This window comes from Burkholderia sp. BCC1999, from assembly GCF_905339975.1.
In the GTDB taxonomy this organism is placed as follows: domain Bacteria; phylum Pseudomonadota; class Gammaproteobacteria; order Burkholderiales; family Burkholderiaceae; genus Burkholderia.
Genome location: NZ_CAJPHP010000012.1, coordinates 166,679 through 185,591 on the forward strand (window position 1 = coordinate 166,679; position 18,913 = coordinate 185,591).

The following is an 18,913-nucleotide window of genomic DNA, read 5'->3' on the forward strand; positions in this document are numbered from 1 at the left end:
CGGTGACGCGGCGTCTCTCGATACTGCAGGGCGTGCGCGTGCGCCGCCCCGAACGCTCAATACTTCTTGCGGGCGCGAGTCTTCTTCGCGGTCGGCTTCGCGGGCGCACCGCCCCCGGCCTTCTTCTTCGCGGCACCACGCGCGGCGCGCGCTTCCTGCACCGCGACGCTCGGCGCGCTCGCCGCTTTCTTGCGACGCGGCGCCGACTCTTCCGACGACGCCGGCAGCGCGCGCACGCGCGGGCCGTTGCCGTTGCGATCGGCACCGCCGGCAGCCGGCGCGGGCGACGGACGCGGCGCCTTCACCGGCGTATCGCGCACGAGGCGGAAGTCGATCTTGCGCGCGTCGAGATCGACGCGGCTCACCTGGACGCGCACGCGATCCGACAGACGATAGCGAATACCCGTCCGCTCACCGCGCAGCTCGTTCTTGATCTCGTCGTACTGGAAGTAGTCCGAGCCGAGTTCCGTGACGTGCACGAGCCCTTCGATGAACAGCGTGTCGAGCTGCACGAAGATGCCGAACGACGTGACGCCGTTCACCATCCCGCCGTACTCCTCGCCGAGCTTGTCACGCATGAAGTAGCACTTGAGCCATGCCTCGACGTCGCGCGACGCTTCGTCCGCACGACGCTCGTTCGCCGAGCAGTGCAGGCCGAGCTCTTCCCAGATCGCCGTGTTCGAGCGCGAGCGGCCGCGCGATTCGTCGTCGGCCTGCTGCATGGCGCGCGCACGCGGCGACAGCGCGGTGTTCAGCTCGAAGCCGTCCGGCGCCTTCGGCACGTACTTCTTGCCGGACAGGATTGCGTAGATCGCACGGTGCGTGAGCAGGTCGGGATAACGGCGGATCGGGCTCGTGAAGTGCGCGTACGCCTCGTAGGCGAGACCGAAGTGGCCGATGTTGTCCGGGCTGTAGACGGCCTGCTGCATCGAGCGCAGCAGCATCGGCTGCAGCATCTGCGCATCGGGCCGGTCGCGGATCTGTGCCATCAACGCAGCGTAGTCGCTCGCATGCGGCTTGTCGCCGCCACCGAGCGACAGGCCCATGCCGCGCAGGAATGCACGCAGGTTCTCGAGCTTCTCCGGCGTCGGCCCCGCGTGCACGCGGTACAGGCCCGGATGCTTGTTGCGCTTCAGGAAATCGGCCGCGCAGACGTTCGCGGCCAGCATGCATTCCTCGATCAGCTTGTGTGCGTCGTTGCGCTGACGCGGCACGATCTGCTCGATCTTGCCCTGCGAGTTGCAGACGATGTAGGTCTCGGTCGTGTCGAAGTCGATCGCGCCGCGCTTCTGACGGGCGGCGAACAGCGACTTGTAGACGCCGTACAGATCCTGCAGATGCGGCAACAGGTCCGCGCGGCGCGCGGCCTCCGGGCCCTTCGTGTTCGACAGCACGGCCGCGACTTCGGTGTACGTGAGACGTGCAGCCGAATGGATCACGGCCGGGTAGAACTGGTACGCCTTGATCTCGCCGCGCGCGGTGATCACCATGTCGCACGCGAGCACGCAGCGGTCGACGTGCGGATTCAGCGAGCACAGGCCGTTCGACAGCTTCTCCGGCAGCATCGGGATCACGCGGCGCGGGAAATACACCGACGTGCTGCGTTCGAGCGCATCGGCATCGAGGCCCGTGCCCGGCTGTACGTAGTGCGACACGTCCGCGATCGCGACGATCAGCCGGTAGCCGTCGCCACGGCCGACCTTGACCGGCTCGCAGTAGACGGCGTCGTCGAAGTCGCGGGCGTCCTCGCCGTCGATCGTCACGAGCGGCACGTCGCGCAGGTCGACGCGGAAGCGCAGGTCGGTCGGCCGCACCTTGTCGGGCAGCGCGGCGGCTTCGTCGAGCGCCGGCTGGCTGAATTCGTGCGGCACGCCGTACTTGCGCACCGCGATTTCGATTTCCATGCCCGGATCGTCGATGTCGCCGAGCACTTCGACGACACGGCCGAGCGGCTGCGAATGACGGCTCGGGAAATCGGTCAACTCGACGACAACGACCTGCCCGACCTTCGCCTTCTTCACGTTCTGCGTGATCAGGATGTCGTGGCCGATGCGCTTGTCTTCCGGCGCGACGATCAGCGCACCGTTCTCGTTGAGCAGGCGGCCGATCACGCGCTTGTTCGCGCGTTCGGTGACTTCGACCACATGCCCTTCCGGGCGGCCGCGGCGATCGTAGCCGACGATTCGCGCGAGCACGCGATCGTTGTGCATCACCTTTTGCATTTCGCCGTTCGGCAGGAACAGGTCGTCCTGGCCGTCGTCGCGGATCACGAACCCGTAGCCGTCGCGATGCCCCTGCACGCGCCCGGCGACGAAGTTCGACGGATGGGTCAACTGATAATGGCCACGCTTGTCGAGGCGGATCTGGCCGTCGCGCTCCATCGCGGCGACACGCCGGAAGAACCCCTCGCGCTCCTGACGCTTGATCGACAGGGCTTCGGCGATGTCGTTGGCAGCCAGCGACGCGTCGCTCGTACGCAGCACGCCGAGAATTTCTTCACGGCTCGGAATGGGGTACGGATATTTGCTCAAGGGTTTGTCGATGATTGTTCTCGTTGCGTTGACTGATGGTGCACGGCATCAACATAGAGGTGTCCGTCAGACAGTTCTATATTGACGGCGGCGGGTCATTCTATCACCCGCCTGTGTCGCCAAATGACGGGGATTGCCGCGAGCAGGCGCGACGGCAGCCGGTTTGCGATGCATCGCAAAAAAGTGTTGACACGAATAATTGGGGCGCTATAATTTCGCTTCTTTGCAGCAAGCAGCTCACTGCAAAACGTGCCCAGGTGGCGGAATTGGTAGACGCACTAGGTTCAGGTCCTAGCGGTGGCAACATCGTGGAGGTTCGAGTCCTCTCCTGGGCACCACTTATTTAAAAAGGTCGGCTTCTTAGCCGGCCTTTTTCTTTTTCAAACCCAGGAAGCAAAGCGCCTGCGCGCTTTGCGTGAGGCCTCGAAAGGCTGCGCTTGCAAGCGCAGCCGGGGTCGCGCATGTGTGACCGAGTCCTCTCCTGGGCACCACTTATTTAAAGAGGTCGGCTTCTAGCCGACCTTTTTTCATTTCAGCGCCCGTATCTCGACGCGCGCTGCCATCAGCCTTATGTCCGCCGCTCCGATCGATAGCAGAATTAATCGGTTATCAATCGCCCTCCCCGTTGTTACGTTAGCCGCCTTGCTTTCAACGCATCCAACGAGGAGCACGCTTCATGACGTCGATGAACCGCCGCGCGTTCGCGCGTGCGATGCTGGCCGCAGGCCTCACTGTCGCAGGCATCCGGGCGCGCGCCGAGAACACGCCTGCCACGCTACGCATCGGTTACCAGAAGTCGTCGACGCTCATCACACTGCTGAAGACGCGCGGCACGCTCGAGCAGGTGCTGACACCGCTCGGCCTGCGTGTGACGTGGCATGAATTCGCAAGCGGATTGCCGCTGACCGAAGCACTCAACGTGGGCGCCGTCGATTTCAGCGCCGACGTGGCCGATACGGTTCCGGTCTTCGCACAAGCCGCGCATGCGCGTTTCGTGTACGTCGCGCAGGAAGCGCCTTCACCGAAAGCGCAGGCGATCGTCGTGAAGCAGGACAGCGCGCTGCGCACGCTCACCGACCTCAAAGGCAAACGCATCGCGGTCACGAAGGCGGCCGGCAGCCATTACCTGCTGCTTGCCGCGCTCGCACGCGCGAAGCTCGCGCCCGCCGACGCGGCGATCCACTACCTGACGCCCGCGGATGGCCGCGCAGCGTTCGAGCGCGGCAGCGTGGACGCATGGATCACGTGGGATCCCTATGTCGCGTCGGTCGACCGGAATCCCGACGTGCGGATTCTGGCCGACGGCGACGGGCTCGCGTCGTACCAGCGCTACTACCTCGCATCGAGCAGTTTCGCCGCCGCGCGACCCAATGCCGTCCAGATCCTGTTCGACCAGTTGTCGCAAGCCGGCACGTGGCTGCGTGACCACCCGCAGGAAGCCGCGAGTACGCTCGCGCCGATCTGGGGACTCGACGCGGCAACGATCGCGCGCGCGAATGCGCGACGCAGCTATCTCGTCCGTGCCGTGGTCGCGCAAAACTTCGGTGAACAACAGAAGATCGCCGACACCTTCCTCGCGGCCGGACTGCTACCCGCTCGCGTCGATACGGGACAGGCGCAGCGTTGGAATTTCACGGCAAAGCGTGCGGAGCCGGTCAGCGCGTGAGGACCTGCCACGCAAGGGGCGGATATTTTTATCACTTCGGATGAAATTGTGTTGACAGACTCTGCTGACACGCTAGAATAGCGGTCTTCGCACTGCAGCAAGCGAAACGTGCCCAGGTGGCGGAATTGGTAGACGCACTAGGTTCAGGTCCTAGCGGTGGCAACATCGTGGAGGTTCGAGTCCTCTCCTGGGCACCATCTGTTTTTAAAAAGGTCGGCTTCTAGCCGGCCTTTTTTCATTTCAAGCCCAGGAAGCAAAGCGCCTGCGCGCTTTGCGCGAGGACTCGAAAGGCTGCGCTTGCAAGCGCAGCCGGGGTCGCGCATGTGTGACCGAGTCCTCTCCTGGGCACCACTTATTTAAAAAGGTCGGCTTCTAGCCGGCCTTTTTTCATTTCCAGCGCCGGAATCGATGCCCGAGCACGCACGCCGATATCGGTGCTCACGTTCGTCGCAACGGGTTAGCGCGCTACCCGCCCCACCCGAACACGTCCGATCAAATATTTTCGTTCGCGACCTCAAATAGTGTTGACAGCTCGGCAAGACGCGCTATAATTTCGCTTCTTTGCAGCAAGCAGCTCACTGCAAAACGTGCCCAGGTGGCGGAATTGGTAGACGCACTAGGTTCAGGTCCTAGCGGTGGCAACATCGTGGAGGTTCGAGTCCTCTCCTGGGCACCACTTATTTAAAAAGGTCGGCTTCTTAGCCGGCCTTTTTCTTTTTCAAGCCCAGGAAGCAAAGCGCCTGCGCGCTTTGCGTGAGGCCTCGAAAGGCTGCGCTTGCAAGCGCAGCCGGGGTCGCGCATGTGTGACCGAGTCCTCTCCTGGGCACCACTCGATTGATACAAAAAGGTCGGCTTCTAGCCGACCTTTTTGTATTTCCGGCGCCGAAATCGCAACTTGCCTCGCTCCGATCGCGCGCACATCTCCCGCCATCTTGGCGTACGGACATATCGCTTCCGTTTCCGCCGCCAACGCACCCGCGCTAACAAGATCGACAGCCGGCATGCGGACCTCGACATCCAGCTCGAGCGCAAACATGCCATCCGACGAATTCCCGATGTCCGGGCATTCGCGATCCATCCCCGATTCCCCTTGCCGGCATAAAACCCTTCCTGCCGCCCACCAAACCGGGATTTCCCTAGGCTGACATGCCCGCGCTCACGCGGTTAAATAAATCAACGTGATTTATTTAATGCGCCGCCGAGCGGTGCAACATGGAAGGAGACGCCATGAGAAGCCCGCACATCGGCCAGGGAAGCAATTCGGCCAACGTGCGCCGTTACAACGAGCGCCTGTTGCTGAAGACGCTGCGCCGCGTGGGCAGCGCGTCGAAGGCCGACCTCGCCCGTCTCGCGAACATGACGGGCACGGCGGTCGGCAGCATCATCGACTCGCTCGCCGACGCGAAGCTGATCGAATTCGCGGGCCGCACCGAAGGCCAGCGCGGCCAGCCGGCCTCGCTGATCCGTCTCGACCCGCGCGGCGCGTTCGGCATCGGCGTCCATCTCGACCGGATGCGCATCGAGACCGCACTCGTCAACTTCGCAGGCGACGTGCTCGGCCGCCGCTCGCACGACACCTTGCTGCCGCCTCCTGCCAACGTGCTCGAGATCGTGCGTCACGACATCGACGCAATGCAGGCCCTGCTCCCCGACCACGAACGCGCACGCCTGAGCGGCATCGGCGTCGCGCAGCCGTACAACCTCGGCGCGTGGATGCGCGAGCTCGGCCTTGCGCCCGACACATTCCGCGCGTGGGAAGACGTCGATTTCGCGGCCGACCTCGGCCGCACGCTGTCGCTGCCCGTCTTCGGCGAAAACGACGGCAACGCAGCCGCGATCGCCGAACTGTTCTACGGATACGGCCGACAGTGCGACGACTTCGTCTACCTGTTCATCGGGCCGGCGATCGGCGGCGGCATCGCGATCGACGGCGACTGCCTGCGCGGCGTGACCGGCAATGCAGGCGACATCGCCGTGATTCCGGTGCCGCCGAGCCGGCTCACTTCCGCGCCGACGCCGCGCGGCCCGTGGGACATCCTGCTCGCGCGCGCGTCACTGCATGCGCTTGTGCGCCATCTGCGCCATCACGGCGAGACGGTCGACAACCGCGCCGATCTCGAAGCGTGCATCGCCCGCGGCCTGCCAGCAGTGGACGAGTGGATCGACGACTGTGTCGACGCGCTTGCCCCGGCGTTGCGCTCGGTGCTGTGCGTGGTCGATGCGCCGGTGGTCGTGCTCGATGCCGATACCGACGCGGGCCTGCTCGACGCGGTCACGACGCGCCTGCGCTCGGCGCTGGTGGCCACCGCGCCCGAAGCGCGCGGCACGCCGACGCTCGTGCGCGGCACGTTCGGCGCCGACGCCGGCGCGATCGGCGCGGCGACGCTACCGATGTTCTTCAACTTCTCCCCGCGGGCCGGCATCCTCAAGGGCGCCCGCACCGACTCGCAGGAGGTCAACCATGTCGCGATCTGAGTCGCCCCGTCCTTTGCTCGAGATGCGCGGGATCAGCAAGACGTTCCCGGCCGTACGCGCGCTCGACAAAGTCAGCTTGACCGTCTATCCCGGCGAGATCCACTCGCTGATGGGCGAGAACGGCGCGGGCAAATCGACGCTGATGAAGATCCTGTCGGGCGCGTACCGCGCCGACGCCGGCGGCGAGATCCTGATCGACGGCGAACGCATCGAAATCGACGGCCCGCTTGCCGCGCGCGATGCGGGTGTCGCGGTGATCTACCAGGAGCTGTGCCTGTCGCCGAACCTGACCGTCGCCGAGAACATCTACATCGGCCGCGAACTGCGGCGCGGCAACCGGCGCTGGGGCACGATCGACCGCGCGGCCATGGCGCGCGGCTGCCAGGACGTGCTCGCGCGCCTGGGCGCACCGTTCGGACCCGACACGCTGGTCGACACGCTGTCGATCGCCGAACAGCAGCTCGTCGAAATCGCACGCGCCGTGCATACGCGTGCCCGCATCCTCGTGATGGACGAGCCGACGACGCCGCTGTCGTCGCGCGAAACGGAGCACCTGTTCAGCCTGATCCGCCAGTTGCGCGAGGAAGGCCTTGCGATCATCTACATCAGCCACCGGATGGCGGAGATCTACGAACTGTCCGATCGCGTGTCGGTCCTGCGCGACGGCGCATACGTCGGCACGCTCGAACGCGCATCGCTATCGGCCGAGCGGCTCGTCGCGATGATGGTCGGCCGCGACATCTCCGGCTTCTACAAGAAGGAACACGCGCAGTACGATCCCGGCCACCTGCTGCTGTCGGTCCGCGACATTGCCGACGGCACCCGCGTGCGCGGCTGCAGCCTCGACCTGCATGCCGGTGAAGTGCTCGGCATCGCCGGCCTCGTCGGCGCGGGTCGCACCGAACTCGCGCGGCTGATCTTCGGCGCCGAGCCGCGCGTGCGCGGCGACGTGAAGCTGGGCGACCGCACGTTCGGCGCACACTCGCCGCGCGACGCGATCGACGCGGGCCTCGTTTACCTGACCGAAGACCGCAAACGCCAGGGCCTGTTCCTCGACATGAGCGTGCGCGACAACATCAACATCTCGGTATGCAACCGCGATGCCCGGCTCGGCGCGCTCGATCTCGCACGCGGCGCCGAGCGCGCGCGCGACGCGATCGCGTCGTTGTCGATCCGCGTCCCTCACGCGAACGTCAACGTCGGCGCGCTGTCGGGCGGCAACCAGCAGAAAGTGCTGCTGTCGCGGCTGCTCGAGACGAAGCCGCGCGTGCTGATCCTCGACGAACCGACGCGCGGCGTCGACATCGGCGCGAAATCCGAGATCTACCGAATCATCAACGAACTGGCGCGCGCCGGCGTGGGCGTGATCGTGATCTCGAGCGAGCTGCCGGAAATCATCGGCGTCGCGGATCGCGTGCTCGTGATGCGCGAAGGCGAGATCGCGGGAGAACTCGGCGGCCACACGCACACGCCGATCACGCAGGAAGCGATCATCGCGCTCGCCACCGGCTCGCAGGCCGAACTCGCCGCCACGCACTGAACCCGCCCTTTCATTTCACTCTTACATTCAGGTTACCGAAATGATCAACCCGACCAAGCAGCGGAACCTCGCTTCCGCGACGGCCCATCCGGCGGCCAACCGTACGCCGCTGTTGCGCGGCGCCGATCAACGCGCCCGCATGCAATCGCTGATCCGCACGGCCGGCATGCTGCCGGTGCTGCTGGTTCTGTGCATCGGATTCGGCGTCCTGACCGACGGCTTCTTCACGCTGCAGAACCTGTCGATCGTCACGCAGCAGGCGTCGATCAACATCGTGCTCGCGGCCGGCATGACCTTCGTGATCCTGACGGGCGGCATCGACCTGTCGGTCGGCTCGGTGCTCGCCGCCGCGGCCGTTGCCGCGCTGCTCGCGTCGACGATCCCCGGTTGGGGCTGGCTCGGCGTGCCCTTCGCACTCGTCGTCGGCCTCGCGTTCGGCGCGATCAACGGCGGGCTGATCTCGTTCCTGCGCCTGCCGCCGTTCATCGTCACGCTCGGCGCGATGACGGCCGTGCGCGGCGTCGCGCGCCTGATCGGCAACGACACGACCGTGTTCAATCCGCAACTGCCGTTCGCGTTCATCGGCAACGGCACGATCCTCGGCGTGCCGTGGCTCGTCGTGATCGCATGCGCGGTGATCGCGATCTCGTGGTTCATCCTGCGCCGCACGGTGCTCGGGATGCGGATCTATTCGGTCGGCGGCAATCCGGAAGCCGCGCGCCTGTCGGGCATCAACGTGCGGGCGATCCAGATGTTCGTCTATGCCGCATCCGGGCTGCTTGCGGGCCTCGGCGCGGTGATGTCGGCCGCGCGGCTCTATGCGGCCAACGGCCTGCAGCTCGGACAGTCCTACGAACTCGACGCGATCGCCGCGGTGATCCTCGGCGGCACGAGCTTCGTCGGCGGCGTCGGCTCGATCGTCGGCACGCTGATCGGTGCGCTGATCATCGCGGTCCTGACGAACGGCCTCGTGCTGCTCGGCGTATCCGACATCTGGCAGTACATCATCAAGGGGCTCGTGATCATCGGCGCCGTCGCGCTCGATCGCTACCGCCAGCGCGACTCGGCGCGCACCTGAGCCTTTCCCGTCGATTCAACCTTGCGGCGCAGGCCGGGTCGCCTGCGCCCGTTCACCAACAGACCTCACGGAGACACAACGACATGTTCAAGCACACCGCCGCCCTGACCGCCGTCGCCTGCGCACTCGCCTTCGGCGCTTCCGCCGCACACGCGGCCGACAAGCCGCTCAAATCGATCGGCGTCACGGTCGGGTCGCTCGGCAATCCGTACTTCGTCACGATCGTCAAGGGTGCCGAAGCACGCGCGAAGCAGCTCAACCCGAACGCAAAGGTCACGGCCGTCTCGGCCGACTACGACCTGAACAAGCAGTTCACGCAGATCGACAACTTCATCTCCGCGCACGTCGACATGATCCTGCTCAACGCGACCGATCCGAAGGCGATCGAGCCGGCGGTGAAGAAAGCGCAGGCGGCCGGCATCACGGTCGTCGCGGTCGACGTGGCCGCGGCCGGCGCAAACGCGACCGTGCAGACCAACAACGTGAAGGCCGGCGAACTCGCGTGCGACTACATCGCGAAGAAACTCAACGGCAAGGGCAACGTGATCATCGAGAACGGCCCGCAGGTATCGGCCGTGATCGATCGCGTCAACGGCTGCAAGACCGTGCTCGCGAAAAACGCCGGCATCAAGCTGCTGTCGAGCGACCAGGACGGCAAGGGCTCGCGCGAAGGCGGGATGAACGCGATGCAGGGCTACCTGACGCGCTTTCCGAAGCTCGATGCGGTGTTCACGATCAACGACCCGCAGGCGATCGGCAGCGACCTCGCCGCGAAGCAGTTGAATCGCCCGGGTATCGTGATCACGTCGGTCGACGGCGCACCGGACATCGAAGTCGCGCTCAAGTCCAACACGCTCGTGCAGGCGTCGTCGAGCCAGGATCCGTGGGCGATGGCGCAGCAGGCGGTCAACGTCGGCTACGGGATCATGAACGGACAGAAGCCGGCCAATCCGATGATCCTGATCGAGCCGACGCTCATCACGCGCGACAACGTGAAAACCTACAAGGGCTGGAGCACGCCGCGCTGATCGCGCCGCCCGCCCGCGCAACCGGGCGGTGCGGGGCCGTGTCGCCATGCGCGACGGCCCCGCACTGCCCGCCTTTTCGGATCAACCGCTGTACGGCCGTGCGCCACGCCACGGCACAAGGTTTCGACATGACGACGACGTTCCCCCGCCTGATCGTATTCGGCGAAGCGCTGACCGACTTCATCCGCGACGACGCGCAGCACTGGCACAGCGTCGCCGGCGGCTCATGCTGGAACGTCGCGCGCGTCGGCGCGCGGCTCGGCATGCCGACGGCCTTCGCCGGCACGGTCAGCCGCGACACCTTCGGCGACGAGCTGATGCGCGAGAGCGCCGACGCAGGGCTCGACATGCGCTTCATCCGGCAGGTCGACCGCGCGCCGCTGCTCGCGATGGTCGTGTCGAAGCAACCGCCCCACTATTTCTTCATCGGTGAAAACAGCGCCGATCTGGCCTTCGATCCGGCAGACCTGCCCGCCGGCGCCTTCGATGCGGCCGAAATCGTGCACGTCGGCTCGCTCGGCGTCGTGCGCGAGCCGCTCGCGTCGCGCCTGATCGATGTCGCGCAGGCCGCGCATGCGGCCGGCAAGCGGATTTCGTTCGACCCGAACTTCCGCGCGCCGATGGCCGCGCCGTCGTATCGCGACACGCTGCGCCGGCTGTCCGCGCTCGCGCACTGGATCAAGGTATCCGACGAGGATCTGCGCGGGCTGTTTCCCGAACTCGACGAGGCAGCCGCGCTCGCGCAACTGCGCGAATGGGCACCCGACGCGACACTGCTCGTCACGCGCGGCGCATCGGGCATGCAGCTCCTGCATCGCGACACCGAGCTGTTCCAGCCCGCGTTCCCGACCGAAGTCGCCGACACCGTCGGTTGCGGCGATGCGAGCATCGGCGGCTGGCTCGCGAGCCAGCTTGCGCGCCCCGATGCAACGGCCGTTGAACATCTGCGCTACGCGGCCGCGTGCGCGGCGGTCGCCTGTGCGCACGCAGGCGCCTATGCGCCGACTGCAGAGGAAGTGATCGACATGATCGATCGCACGGCCGGCGCCGCGCTTTCGCTCTAGACGGCGCCGTCGCGCCGCCGTGTCACGCGGCGGTCGTGCCGTCGCTGCCGTCCGGCGGCATGCCTGCCTTCAGCAGTTGCAGGCTTTCGTCGACGCTCAGCTCCGACATCGCATCGTCGTGAAGCGTATCGTCCGCCGCGCGACGCAATGCATGCAGTGCATGCACCTTCAGTCGTACCAGCGCGAGCCGCAACCCGCGCGCCGCGCATTCAGCCGCGAAGGTGCGCAACGATTCGATCGTCGTGCCGTCGACATCCGGCGTTTCCTCGAGGCTCAGCATCACGGTATGCGTATCCGGCGCGGCCTTCATCAGCGCACGCACGCGATTGAGCATCCGGTCCGCGTTCGCGAAGAACAGCTGCGCCTCGGGCCGCACGATCAGCACGCCCGGCACCGGTTTCGCATCGGCGTGGCTCGCGACGTCGACGAAATCGTGGCTGTCGCGCAGCCGGCCGAGCACGCTCACGTTCGGTTCGGACAGCTTGCGCAGAGTCAGCAGCAGGCTCACGCCGATGGCCGCGAGCAGCCCGTGCAGCACACCGAGCACGAGCACCGCGAGCAGCGCCGCGATCACGACGAGCCGGTCGCGATGCCACGCCCAGTACGGCCGGAATACCGACGGATGCAGCGAGTGGCTGACCGCGAAAATCACGATCGCCGCGAGCACGGGCTCCGGCGTGCGCGCGAGCTGCGGCAGCAGCAGCCAGACGATCAATGCAACCACGCCGGCCGCCCACAGGCCGGCAAAACGCGACTGCGCGCCGGCCGCCTCGTTCGCCGACGTCGCCGAATAGCCGGCGCCGACAGGCATCCCGTGCAACAGGCCCGATACGAGATTCGCGCAGCCGAGCGCGACGAGATCGCGGTTCGGCGACACGCTGTCGCCGTGCTTGAGCGCGAAGTTGCGGATCGATCCGTACGATTCCGCGTACAGGATCAGCATCAACGCGAACGCAAGCTCGATGGTCTGCATCCAAGCGTTGCGGTCGAGCGTCGGCAGGCCGAACTCGAGATGCCGGAAGTCGATGCGGCCGACGATCGCGATCCCGTATCGCTGCCAGTCGATCGCATAGCCGGCCGCGATCGACAGCACGATCACGACGAGCGTCGCGGGCACGCGCGAGCTCCGCCCGAGCGCGAACAGCAACGCCAGTGCGGTCGCGCCGAGCACGACACTCGCGAGGTTCGCATGCGGCGCGCCGGTAATCAGGTCGAGCGCGACATGCGGCGCATCGCTGTGCTGCACGGAGATCGCGAGAATCTTCGGCAACTGCTTGATGACGATCGTCAGCGCAAGGCCGAACGTGAAGCCGCGCAGCACGGGCCGCGCGACGAAATCCGACATGCCGCCGAGCCGCGCGGCGCCCGCGAGGATGAACAGCACGCCCGTCATCGCGACGAGCGCGGCCGCGAGCGCGAGCTGCGCGGCCAGCGCCATCCCCGATTCGGCGAGCACGGTTGCCGCGAGCACCGCGGCCGACGACGACGTCGACGACACGATCGCGAAGCGGCTGCTGCCCGTGAGCGCGTAGACGACGAGCCCCGACAACAGCGCGATCAGGCCGGCTTGCGGCGGCAAGTTGGCGAGCCCCGCATACGCGACCGCTTCAGGAATCAGCAGCCCGGCAATCGACAGGCCGGCCAGCGCATCGAGGCCGATGCGTCGCCTGGGCGGCGGCGAAGCCGCATCGAGCGGCGCGAAATGATCGGCATGCTGCGGGCCGGCGTCGGGGCGGATCGGAGCGGTCGTCATGAGGCGGTCGGCGCCGTGTGCCGGTCAGGGTTTGACGGCGATGACGCCCGACCAGCCGGGCAGATAACGCGCATCCTGCTCATGCGCGCGGTGCAGCGCGACGTCGAGCGACTTCGCGAAATTCTTGCGAATCTGGTCGAGCGAGATGTGCTGGCGCAGGTAGTCGGCCCACAGGAATTCGCGGAACGGCGTCGCGTCCTTCGCATAGCCGCCCGCGGTGCGCAGCTCGCCCGCGAGGCTGCGGTACGGATCGTCCACGAGCCCCGTCAGCGCCTTCGGCAAATACTCATAGTCGCGGCGCGTACCGTCCGCGCCGAACGGATGCACCCACTGGTTGTGTTCCATCATCCGCCAGAAGATCGTGTCGTCGAGCCAGGACAGATCCTTCAGCAGCATCGCGTTCACGCGCGCCTCGCCTTCCTCGATCAGCGCGAGGCCGAGATGGTGATGATCCGTGATGTAGTGCAGGCCGTCCGGGCCGAGCACGGCCGGGAACCAGTGCGATTCGATCGCTGCCTTGCGCGCGCGCTTGCTGAGCGCCTTCCAGTGCTTGCGCTTCGCCTTGACTTCGCGATAGCCGACCGTCATCTGCGTGGGACGCAGTTCTTCCAGCTTGACGGGAATCAGGTGAACATCGTTGCCGAGTGCCATGGTCGTACCCCATGTTGCGAAATTCCGGCAACGATACTCCTGATCGCGCGAACCGTTAATACGTCATGACCTCGATACGCATTCGATTGACGATTTCTGACAACCGTCCATGCCTGCGCACGACGCTGCGCTACGCGCGCAGATCGTTGCGTTCGAGTCGATGACGAATGTAAGGAATGCCGTCTGCCACGACACTCACGCGATGCATTCCGAGCTTGCGCGCGACGTTCAACGAGCCGCTGTTGGCTTCCGCGATATCGGCGATCACGCGCGGCAGGCGCACGGTGTCGAACGCGTGACTCACGACGGCTTGCGCGGCCTCGCTCGCGATGCCGCGCCCCCAGGTCGCACGCACGAGCCGCCAGCCGATCTCGACGTCGCGCGCGCCATCCGCATAGTCGGGAATCAGCAGGATCCAGCCGATGAACGCGTCGGGCGCGGCCTTCTCGAAGATCGACCAGTAACCGAGGCCCGGCGGATAATCGCGCGTGATCCGGTGCGTGACGAAGCGGCGATGCTCGTCAGGGTCGTGCCACGGGCCCGCGATGTGCCGCGTGACCTCGGGATCGCGATCCATCGCGAGGCACGCATCGAGATCGGCCAGCACGCGCGGACGCAGCCACAACCTCGCCGTTTCGAGCACGGGCAGCGCGTCGATGGAACGTTCGGTCATCGGGACTCCTGATTCGGTGACGATGCGCATCGAGCGCATTACAGAACAAATACAAACAGCCTTCCGGAATGATACAGATGCCTGTCGCCTGGCTCGCGCGGCGCCGTTTCCGTTTCCGAAACAGTTCATTTCGTAGGGATTATTCCCGATTCGGCGTTATCGCGCCCTACATCGCGCGGCGCTGCGGCCTACACTCGATCCATGCCCCCGCACCGCGCGCAGGCCGGACCGGCATCCGCATGCACATCGTGAGCGCGCAAGCCAACGTGGAGATTTCGGACATGAGCTGGACCCGCGAACAACGCAACGTCACGATCGCCGCCTATCTCGGCTGGACGCTCGATGCGTTCGATTTTTTCCTGATGGTCTTCGTGCTGAAGGACATCGCCGCGGAATTCGCGTCGACGATCCCCGCCGTTGCGTTCGCGCTCACGCTGACGCTTGCGATGCGCCCGCTCGGCGCACTGATCTTCGGCCGGCTCGCCGATCGCTTCGGCCGACGCCCGACGCTGATGGTCAACATTGCGTGCTATTCGCTGCTCGAGCTCGCGTCGGGTTTCGCGCCGAGCCTCACGGCGCTGCTCGTGCTGCGCGCACTGTTCGGCGTCGCGATGGGCGGCGAATGGGGCGTCGGCTCCGCGCTGACGATGGAGACCGTGCCGACCCATGCGCGCGGCTTCGTGTCGGGGCTGCTTCAGGCCGGCTATCCGAGCGGCTACCTGCTCGCGTCCGTCGTGTTCGGTCTGTTCTACCAGTACATTGGCTGGCGCGGAATGTTCATGGTCGGCGTGCTGCCCGCGCTGCTCGTGCTGTACGTCCGGGCGCACGTGCCCGAATCGCCCGCGTGGAAACAGATGGAGAAGCGCCCGCGCCCAAGCCTCGGCGCCACGATGAAGCAGAACTGGAAGCTCACGATCTACGCGATCGTGCTGATGACCGCGTTCAACTTCTTCTCGCACGGCACGCAGGATCTCTATCCGACCTTCCTGCGCGAACAGCATCACTTCGATCCGCATACCGTGTCGTGGATCACGATCGTGCTGAATATCGGCGCGATCGTCGGCGGCCTGTCGTTCGGCTCGATCTCGGAGCGGATCGGCCGGCGCCGCGCAATCTTCATCGCCGCGCTGATCGCACTGCCCGTGCTGCCGCTGTGGGCGTTCTCGAGCGGCCCGGTTGCGCTCGCCGCCGGCGCGTTCCTGATGCAGATTTCGGTCCAGGGCGCGTGGGGGGTGATCCCGGTCCACCTGAACGAGATCTCGCCCGACGAAATCCGCGCGACCTTCCCCGGTGTCGTCTATCAGCTCGGCAACCTGCTCGCGTCCGGCAACGCGACGATGCAGGCGTCGCTCGCCGTTTCGCACGGCAACAACTACGGCCTTGCGCTTGCGCTTGTCGCCGGCACCGTCGCCGTCGTGATCGCCGTGCTGATCCTGTTCAGCCGCGAAAGGCGCGGCATCGACATGACGCAATCGGTCAATACGCGTAGCAGCGTCGGCTGACTCCACGCGTTGTCGCACCGCACCATCGCGCGTGCCCCGCCTGGCCGGGGCCGCGCGTCATACTTTCCGCATTCGCACATCGAACTAGAGGAATTTGTCCAGATTCCCTGCTTGCCCGCCATGCCCGCGTTTTTTTATCTTAATAAAAACGACTGTTTGAATCAGATAATCAAATCACCTGTTCGCGGCCGGGAAACCGGCATGGGAGGCGGAACATGGCAGTAAGTCAGGAGGGGCGGCCATCCGCGGGACGGCCGTCCGGCGCGCGGTCATCCGGCACTCGGCAGACCGGCGGGACGAAGGCGCGCATCCTCGATGCAGCCGAGGACCTGTTCATCGAGCATGGCTTCGAAGCGATGTCGATGCGGCAGATCACATCGCGCGCGGCGGTCAACCTCGCGGCGGTCAACTACCACTTCGGCAGCAAGGAAGCGCTGATCCACGCAATGCTGTCGCGTCGGCTCGACCAGCTCAACCAGGAGCGTCTCGGCATCCTCGACCGCTTCGACGCACAGCTCGGCACGCACATCACCTGCGAGCACGTACTCGGCGCGATGTTCATTCCCGCGCTGAAGGCGTCGCGCAATCCCGAACGCGGCGGGCCCGGGTTCCTCCGGCTGATCGGCCGCGCGTACACCGATCCATCGCCGTTCGTGCGCAACTTCCTGACCGCGCACTACGCGAGCGTCGCGGGCCGCTTCTTCGACGCGTTCCAGCGCGCGTTGCCGCATCTGCCGCGCACCGAGCTCGGCTGGCGGCTGCACTTCGCGATCGGCGCGCTGTCCGGCGCACTCGCGGGCGCCGAGACGGAAAGCCTGATCGACGAGTTCTCGCAGGGCCGCACGATGAACGACGTGCAGATGATCGCCCGGCTGTCGTCGCTGATCGTCGCCGCGCTGAAGGCGCCGATGCCCGACAGCGCGCAGCTGTCGATCTTCGCGGCAGTGCTTGACGACGCGGGCGCCAGCGAAGTGTTCGGGCTGCCGTCGTCTGCGGCCGCTGCCGATACGGCGACACTGCATTCCACGAACTGAGCGCGCGGGGCCACGCGCGGCTTCCTGTTCATGATTTGATTGATACGCGCGGTCCTGCGGGGCGTCGAGGCGCCCACGCCGATCGACCGCGAAGCACGGGGCATGGGCAGGCGTCGAAACGCCCGCCCTCGCCGAGAGCAAAGACCGGAGACACGTCATGTCATCTTCCGCAGCAACCACAGCGGCCCAGATCCCGCCGAACACCGACGGCATCTGGTACGCGTCATATCCGCCCGGCGTCCCGCACGAAATCGACGTCGCGCAATACGCGTCGCTCGTGCAGTTCTTCGACGAATGCACGACCCGCTTCGCCGATCGCGTCGCGTACGTGAGCGCCGGCGCGTCGATGACCTATCGCACGCTCGCGCGGAAAGTCGACGCATTCGCGTCGTACCTGCAAAGCCTCGGCGTGAAGCCGGGCGATCGCGTCGCGATCATGCTGCCCAACACGTTCCAGTACCCGGTCGCGCTGTTCGGCACGCTGAAGGCCGGTGCGATCGTCGTCAACGTCAATCCGCTCTACACCGTGCGCGAACTCGCACACCAGTTGAAGGACAGCGGAGCGCAGACGATCGTCGTGTTCGAGAACTTCGCGCGCACACTGCAGGACGCGCTGCCGGAAACGCAGGTGAAGAACATCGTCGTCACCGCGCTCGGCGATCTGCTCGCCGACGGTTTCAATGCGAAAGGACGCCTGATCAATTTCGTGCTGAAGCACGTGAAGAAGCTCGTGCCGGCCTACCACCTGCCGCAGGCCATCCGGCTGCGCTCCGCCCTCGCGCTCGGCGCGCGCGGCAAGCCGCAGCCGGTGCAGACGACGCGCGACGACCTCGCGTTCCTGCAATACACGGGCGGCACGACCGGTGTCGCGAAAGGCGCGATGCTCACGCACGGCAACCTGATCGCGAACCTGCTGCAAGCGAAGGCGTGGATCGCCGACCAGGTGTCGGGCGACGTCGAAACCGTGCTCACGCCGCTGCCGCTGTATCACATCTATTCGCTGACGGTGAACGCGTTCATCTTCATGGGACTCGGCGGGCGCAACATCCTGATCGCGAACCCGCGCGACATGAAGATGGTGATGAAGATCATCCGCAACGAAACGTTCACGGGGATCACCGGCATCAACACGCTGTACAACGCGTTCCTCGACAACGAGGAATTCCGCAAGCGCGACTTCTCGAAGCTCAAGCTCGCGATGGCCGGCGGGATGGCGATGCAGCGCGCGGTCGCGGAGCGCTTCCAGCAGGTGACGGGGCGGCCGGTCGTCGAAGGCTACGGCCTCACCGAATGCTCGCCGATCGTCACGATGAACCCCGTGGACCTGAACGACATGGCCGCGTTCAGCGGCTCGATCGGCCTGCCCGCGCCGTCGACCGTCGTGCGCTTTCGCCGCGAGGACGGCACCTGGGCGCCCGTCGGCGAGCCCGGCGAGCTGTGCGTGCACGGCCCGCAGGTGATGCGCGGCTATTGGCAGCGCCCGGACGAGACGGCCAAGGTGATCGACGCCGACGGCTGGCTCGGCACCGGCGACATCGGCGTGATGGACGAGCGCGGTTTCATCCGCCTGATCGACCGCAAGAAGGACATGATCCTCGTGTCGGGCTTCAACGTATATCCGAACGAGATCGAGGAAGTGCTGGTGATGCATCCGGGCATCAGCGAGGCCGCGGCGATCGGCATTCCTGACGAGGTACAGGGCGAACGGATCAAGGTGTTCGTCGTGCGCCGCGACCCGTCGCTGACGGTCGAGGACGTGCTCGCGCACTGCCGCAAGAACCTGACCGGCTACAAGATGCCGAAATTCGTCGAGTTCCGCGACGCTCTCCCACAGACGAACGTCGGCAAGATCCTGCGCCGCGCGCTGCGCGACGAGGAACTCGCCAAAATCAAGGCCGCGAAGCAAGGCTGAACGATC

14 protein-coding genes and 3 tRNA genes are annotated in these 18,913 nt (G+C 65.9%); 12 read left to right on the forward strand and 5 right to left on the reverse strand.

Annotation, left to right across the window (positions count from 1 at the left end; genetic code table 11):
• Nucleotides 1-56: 56 nt before the first annotated feature.
• Complete coding sequence (gene rnr / locus U5809_RS19315; protein ID WP_322087726.1) at nucleotides 57-2,531, reverse strand: ribonuclease R; 2,475 nt, start codon at nucleotides 2,529-2,531, stop codon at nucleotides 57-59.
• 251 nt (nucleotides 2,532-2,782) lie between these two features.
• On the opposite strand from rnr, the gene U5809_RS19320 reads away from it, so the two are divergent.
• From U5809_RS19320 to U5809_RS19335, 4 genes are all read left to right on the forward strand, one after another.
• Nucleotides 2,783-2,869, forward strand: a tRNA-Leu gene (locus tag U5809_RS19320).
• A gap of 338 nt (nucleotides 2,870-3,207) precedes the next feature.
• Nucleotides 3,208-4,197, forward strand: coding sequence for an aliphatic sulfonate ABC transporter substrate-binding protein (locus tag U5809_RS19325; RefSeq protein ID WP_322087727.1), 990 nt, complete (start codon nucleotides 3,208-3,210; stop codon nucleotides 4,195-4,197).
• Nucleotides 4,198-4,307: 110 nt separating this feature from the next.
• Nucleotides 4,308-4,394: transfer RNA gene (locus U5809_RS19330), tRNA-Leu, on the forward strand.
• 392 nt (nucleotides 4,395-4,786) lie between these two features.
• A tRNA-Leu gene (locus U5809_RS19335) sits at nucleotides 4,787-4,873 on the forward strand.
• Between the two features lie 42 nt (nucleotides 4,874-4,915).
• Here the strand turns inward: U5809_RS19335 and U5809_RS19340 are convergent.
• The gene (locus U5809_RS19340) at nucleotides 4,916-5,275 is read right to left on the reverse strand and encodes a hypothetical protein (RefSeq protein WP_322087728.1); all 360 of its coding nucleotides are present in this window, start codon (nucleotides 5,273-5,275) and stop codon (nucleotides 4,916-4,918) included.
• Nucleotides 5,276-5,424: 149 nt separating this feature from the next.
• Here U5809_RS19340 and U5809_RS19345 point away from each other — a divergent pair, with 149 nt between their 5' ends.
• From U5809_RS19345 to U5809_RS19365, 5 genes are all read left to right on the forward strand, one after another.
• On the forward strand, nucleotides 5,425-6,672 hold the full coding sequence (locus U5809_RS19345) for an ROK family protein (RefSeq protein ID WP_322087729.1): 1,248 nt from the start codon (nucleotides 5,425-5,427) through the stop codon (nucleotides 6,670-6,672).
• On the forward strand, nucleotides 6,659-8,212 hold the full coding sequence (locus tag U5809_RS19350) for a sugar ABC transporter ATP-binding protein (RefSeq protein WP_322087730.1): 1,554 nt from the start codon (nucleotides 6,659-6,661) through the stop codon (nucleotides 8,210-8,212). The genes U5809_RS19345 and U5809_RS19350 overlap by 14 nt, the downstream gene beginning before the upstream one ends.
• Nucleotides 8,213-8,252: 40 nt before the next feature.
• A complete protein-coding gene (locus U5809_RS19355; protein WP_282507386.1) occupies nucleotides 8,253-9,290 on the forward strand; it encodes an ABC transporter permease subunit in 1,038 nt (345 codons plus the stop codon).
• Between the two features lie 83 nt (nucleotides 9,291-9,373).
• Nucleotides 9,374-10,318: an ABC transporter substrate-binding protein gene (locus U5809_RS19360; protein WP_176051271.1), complete on the forward strand. Its 945-nt coding sequence runs from the start codon at nucleotides 9,374-9,376 to the stop codon at nucleotides 10,316-10,318.
• 128 nt (nucleotides 10,319-10,446) lie between these two features.
• Nucleotides 10,447-11,382 (forward strand): carbohydrate kinase, encoded by a 936-nt coding sequence (locus U5809_RS19365; protein ID WP_322087731.1) that lies wholly within the window; start codon nucleotides 10,447-10,449, stop codon nucleotides 11,380-11,382.
• A gap of 22 nt (nucleotides 11,383-11,404) precedes the next feature.
• Here U5809_RS19365 and U5809_RS19370 read toward each other — a convergent pair whose 3' ends face one another.
• The 3 genes from U5809_RS19370 to U5809_RS19380 form a co-directional block, all read right to left on the reverse strand.
• Entirely contained in the window at nucleotides 11,405-13,135 is a 1,731-nt protein-coding gene (locus U5809_RS19370; RefSeq protein ID WP_322087732.1) for a SulP family inorganic anion transporter, read from the reverse strand.
• Between the two features lie 24 nt (nucleotides 13,136-13,159).
• Nucleotides 13,160-13,786, reverse strand: coding sequence for a ParB-like protein (locus tag U5809_RS19375; RefSeq protein WP_322087733.1), 627 nt, complete (start codon nucleotides 13,784-13,786; stop codon nucleotides 13,160-13,162).
• A 130-nt stretch (nucleotides 13,787-13,916) separates the two neighbouring features.
• Complete coding sequence (locus U5809_RS19380) at nucleotides 13,917-14,459, reverse strand: GNAT family N-acetyltransferase (protein ID WP_322087734.1); 543 nt, start codon at nucleotides 14,457-14,459, stop codon at nucleotides 13,917-13,919.
• Between the two features lie 281 nt (nucleotides 14,460-14,740).
• Here U5809_RS19380 and U5809_RS19385 point away from each other — a divergent pair, with 281 nt between their 5' ends.
• From U5809_RS19385 to U5809_RS19395, 3 genes are all read left to right on the forward strand, one after another.
• A complete protein-coding gene (locus U5809_RS19385; RefSeq protein ID WP_322087735.1) occupies nucleotides 14,741-15,961 on the forward strand; it encodes an MFS transporter in 1,221 nt (406 codons plus the stop codon).
• A gap of 215 nt (nucleotides 15,962-16,176) precedes the next feature.
• Nucleotides 16,177-16,995 (forward strand): TetR/AcrR family transcriptional regulator, encoded by an 819-nt coding sequence (locus U5809_RS19390; protein ID WP_322087736.1) that lies wholly within the window; start codon nucleotides 16,177-16,179, stop codon nucleotides 16,993-16,995.
• A gap of 157 nt (nucleotides 16,996-17,152) precedes the next feature.
• Nucleotides 17,153-18,907 (forward strand): AMP-binding protein, encoded by a 1,755-nt coding sequence (locus tag U5809_RS19395; protein WP_322087737.1) that lies wholly within the window; start codon nucleotides 17,153-17,155, stop codon nucleotides 18,905-18,907.
• The last annotated feature ends 6 nt before the right edge of the window (nucleotides 18,908-18,913 follow it).

Coding starts and splice junctions, on each gene's coding strand:
- U5809_RS19325 (WP_322087727.1), top strand. CDS start 3,208: ATGACGTCGATGAACCGCCGCGCGTTCGCGCGTGCGATGCTGGCCGCA.
- U5809_RS19340 (WP_322087728.1), bottom strand. CDS start 5,275: ATGGATCGCGAATGCCCGGACATCGGGAATTCGTCGGATGGCATGTTT.
- U5809_RS19345 (WP_322087729.1), top strand. CDS start 5,425: ATGAGAAGCCCGCACATCGGCCAGGGAAGCAATTCGGCCAACGTGCGC.
- U5809_RS19350 (WP_322087730.1), top strand. CDS start 6,659: ATGTCGCGATCTGAGTCGCCCCGTCCTTTGCTCGAGATGCGCGGGATC.
- U5809_RS19355 (WP_282507386.1), top strand. CDS start 8,253: ATGATCAACCCGACCAAGCAGCGGAACCTCGCTTCCGCGACGGCCCAT.
- U5809_RS19360 (WP_176051271.1), top strand. CDS start 9,374: ATGTTCAAGCACACCGCCGCCCTGACCGCCGTCGCCTGCGCACTCGCC.
- U5809_RS19365 (WP_322087731.1), top strand. CDS start 10,447: ATGACGACGACGTTCCCCCGCCTGATCGTATTCGGCGAAGCGCTGACC.
- U5809_RS19370 (WP_322087732.1), bottom strand. CDS start 13,135: ATGACGACCGCTCCGATCCGCCCCGACGCCGGCCCGCAGCATGCCGAT.
- U5809_RS19375 (WP_322087733.1), bottom strand. CDS start 13,786: ATGGCACTCGGCAACGATGTTCACCTGATTCCCGTCAAGCTGGAAGAA.
- U5809_RS19380 (WP_322087734.1), bottom strand. CDS start 14,459: ATGACCGAACGTTCCATCGACGCGCTGCCCGTGCTCGAAACGGCGAGG.
- U5809_RS19385 (WP_322087735.1), top strand. CDS start 14,741: ATGAGCTGGACCCGCGAACAACGCAACGTCACGATCGCCGCCTATCTC.
- U5809_RS19390 (WP_322087736.1), top strand. CDS start 16,177: ATGGCAGTAAGTCAGGAGGGGCGGCCATCCGCGGGACGGCCGTCCGGC.
- U5809_RS19395 (WP_322087737.1), top strand. CDS start 17,153: ATGTCATCTTCCGCAGCAACCACAGCGGCCCAGATCCCGCCGAACACC.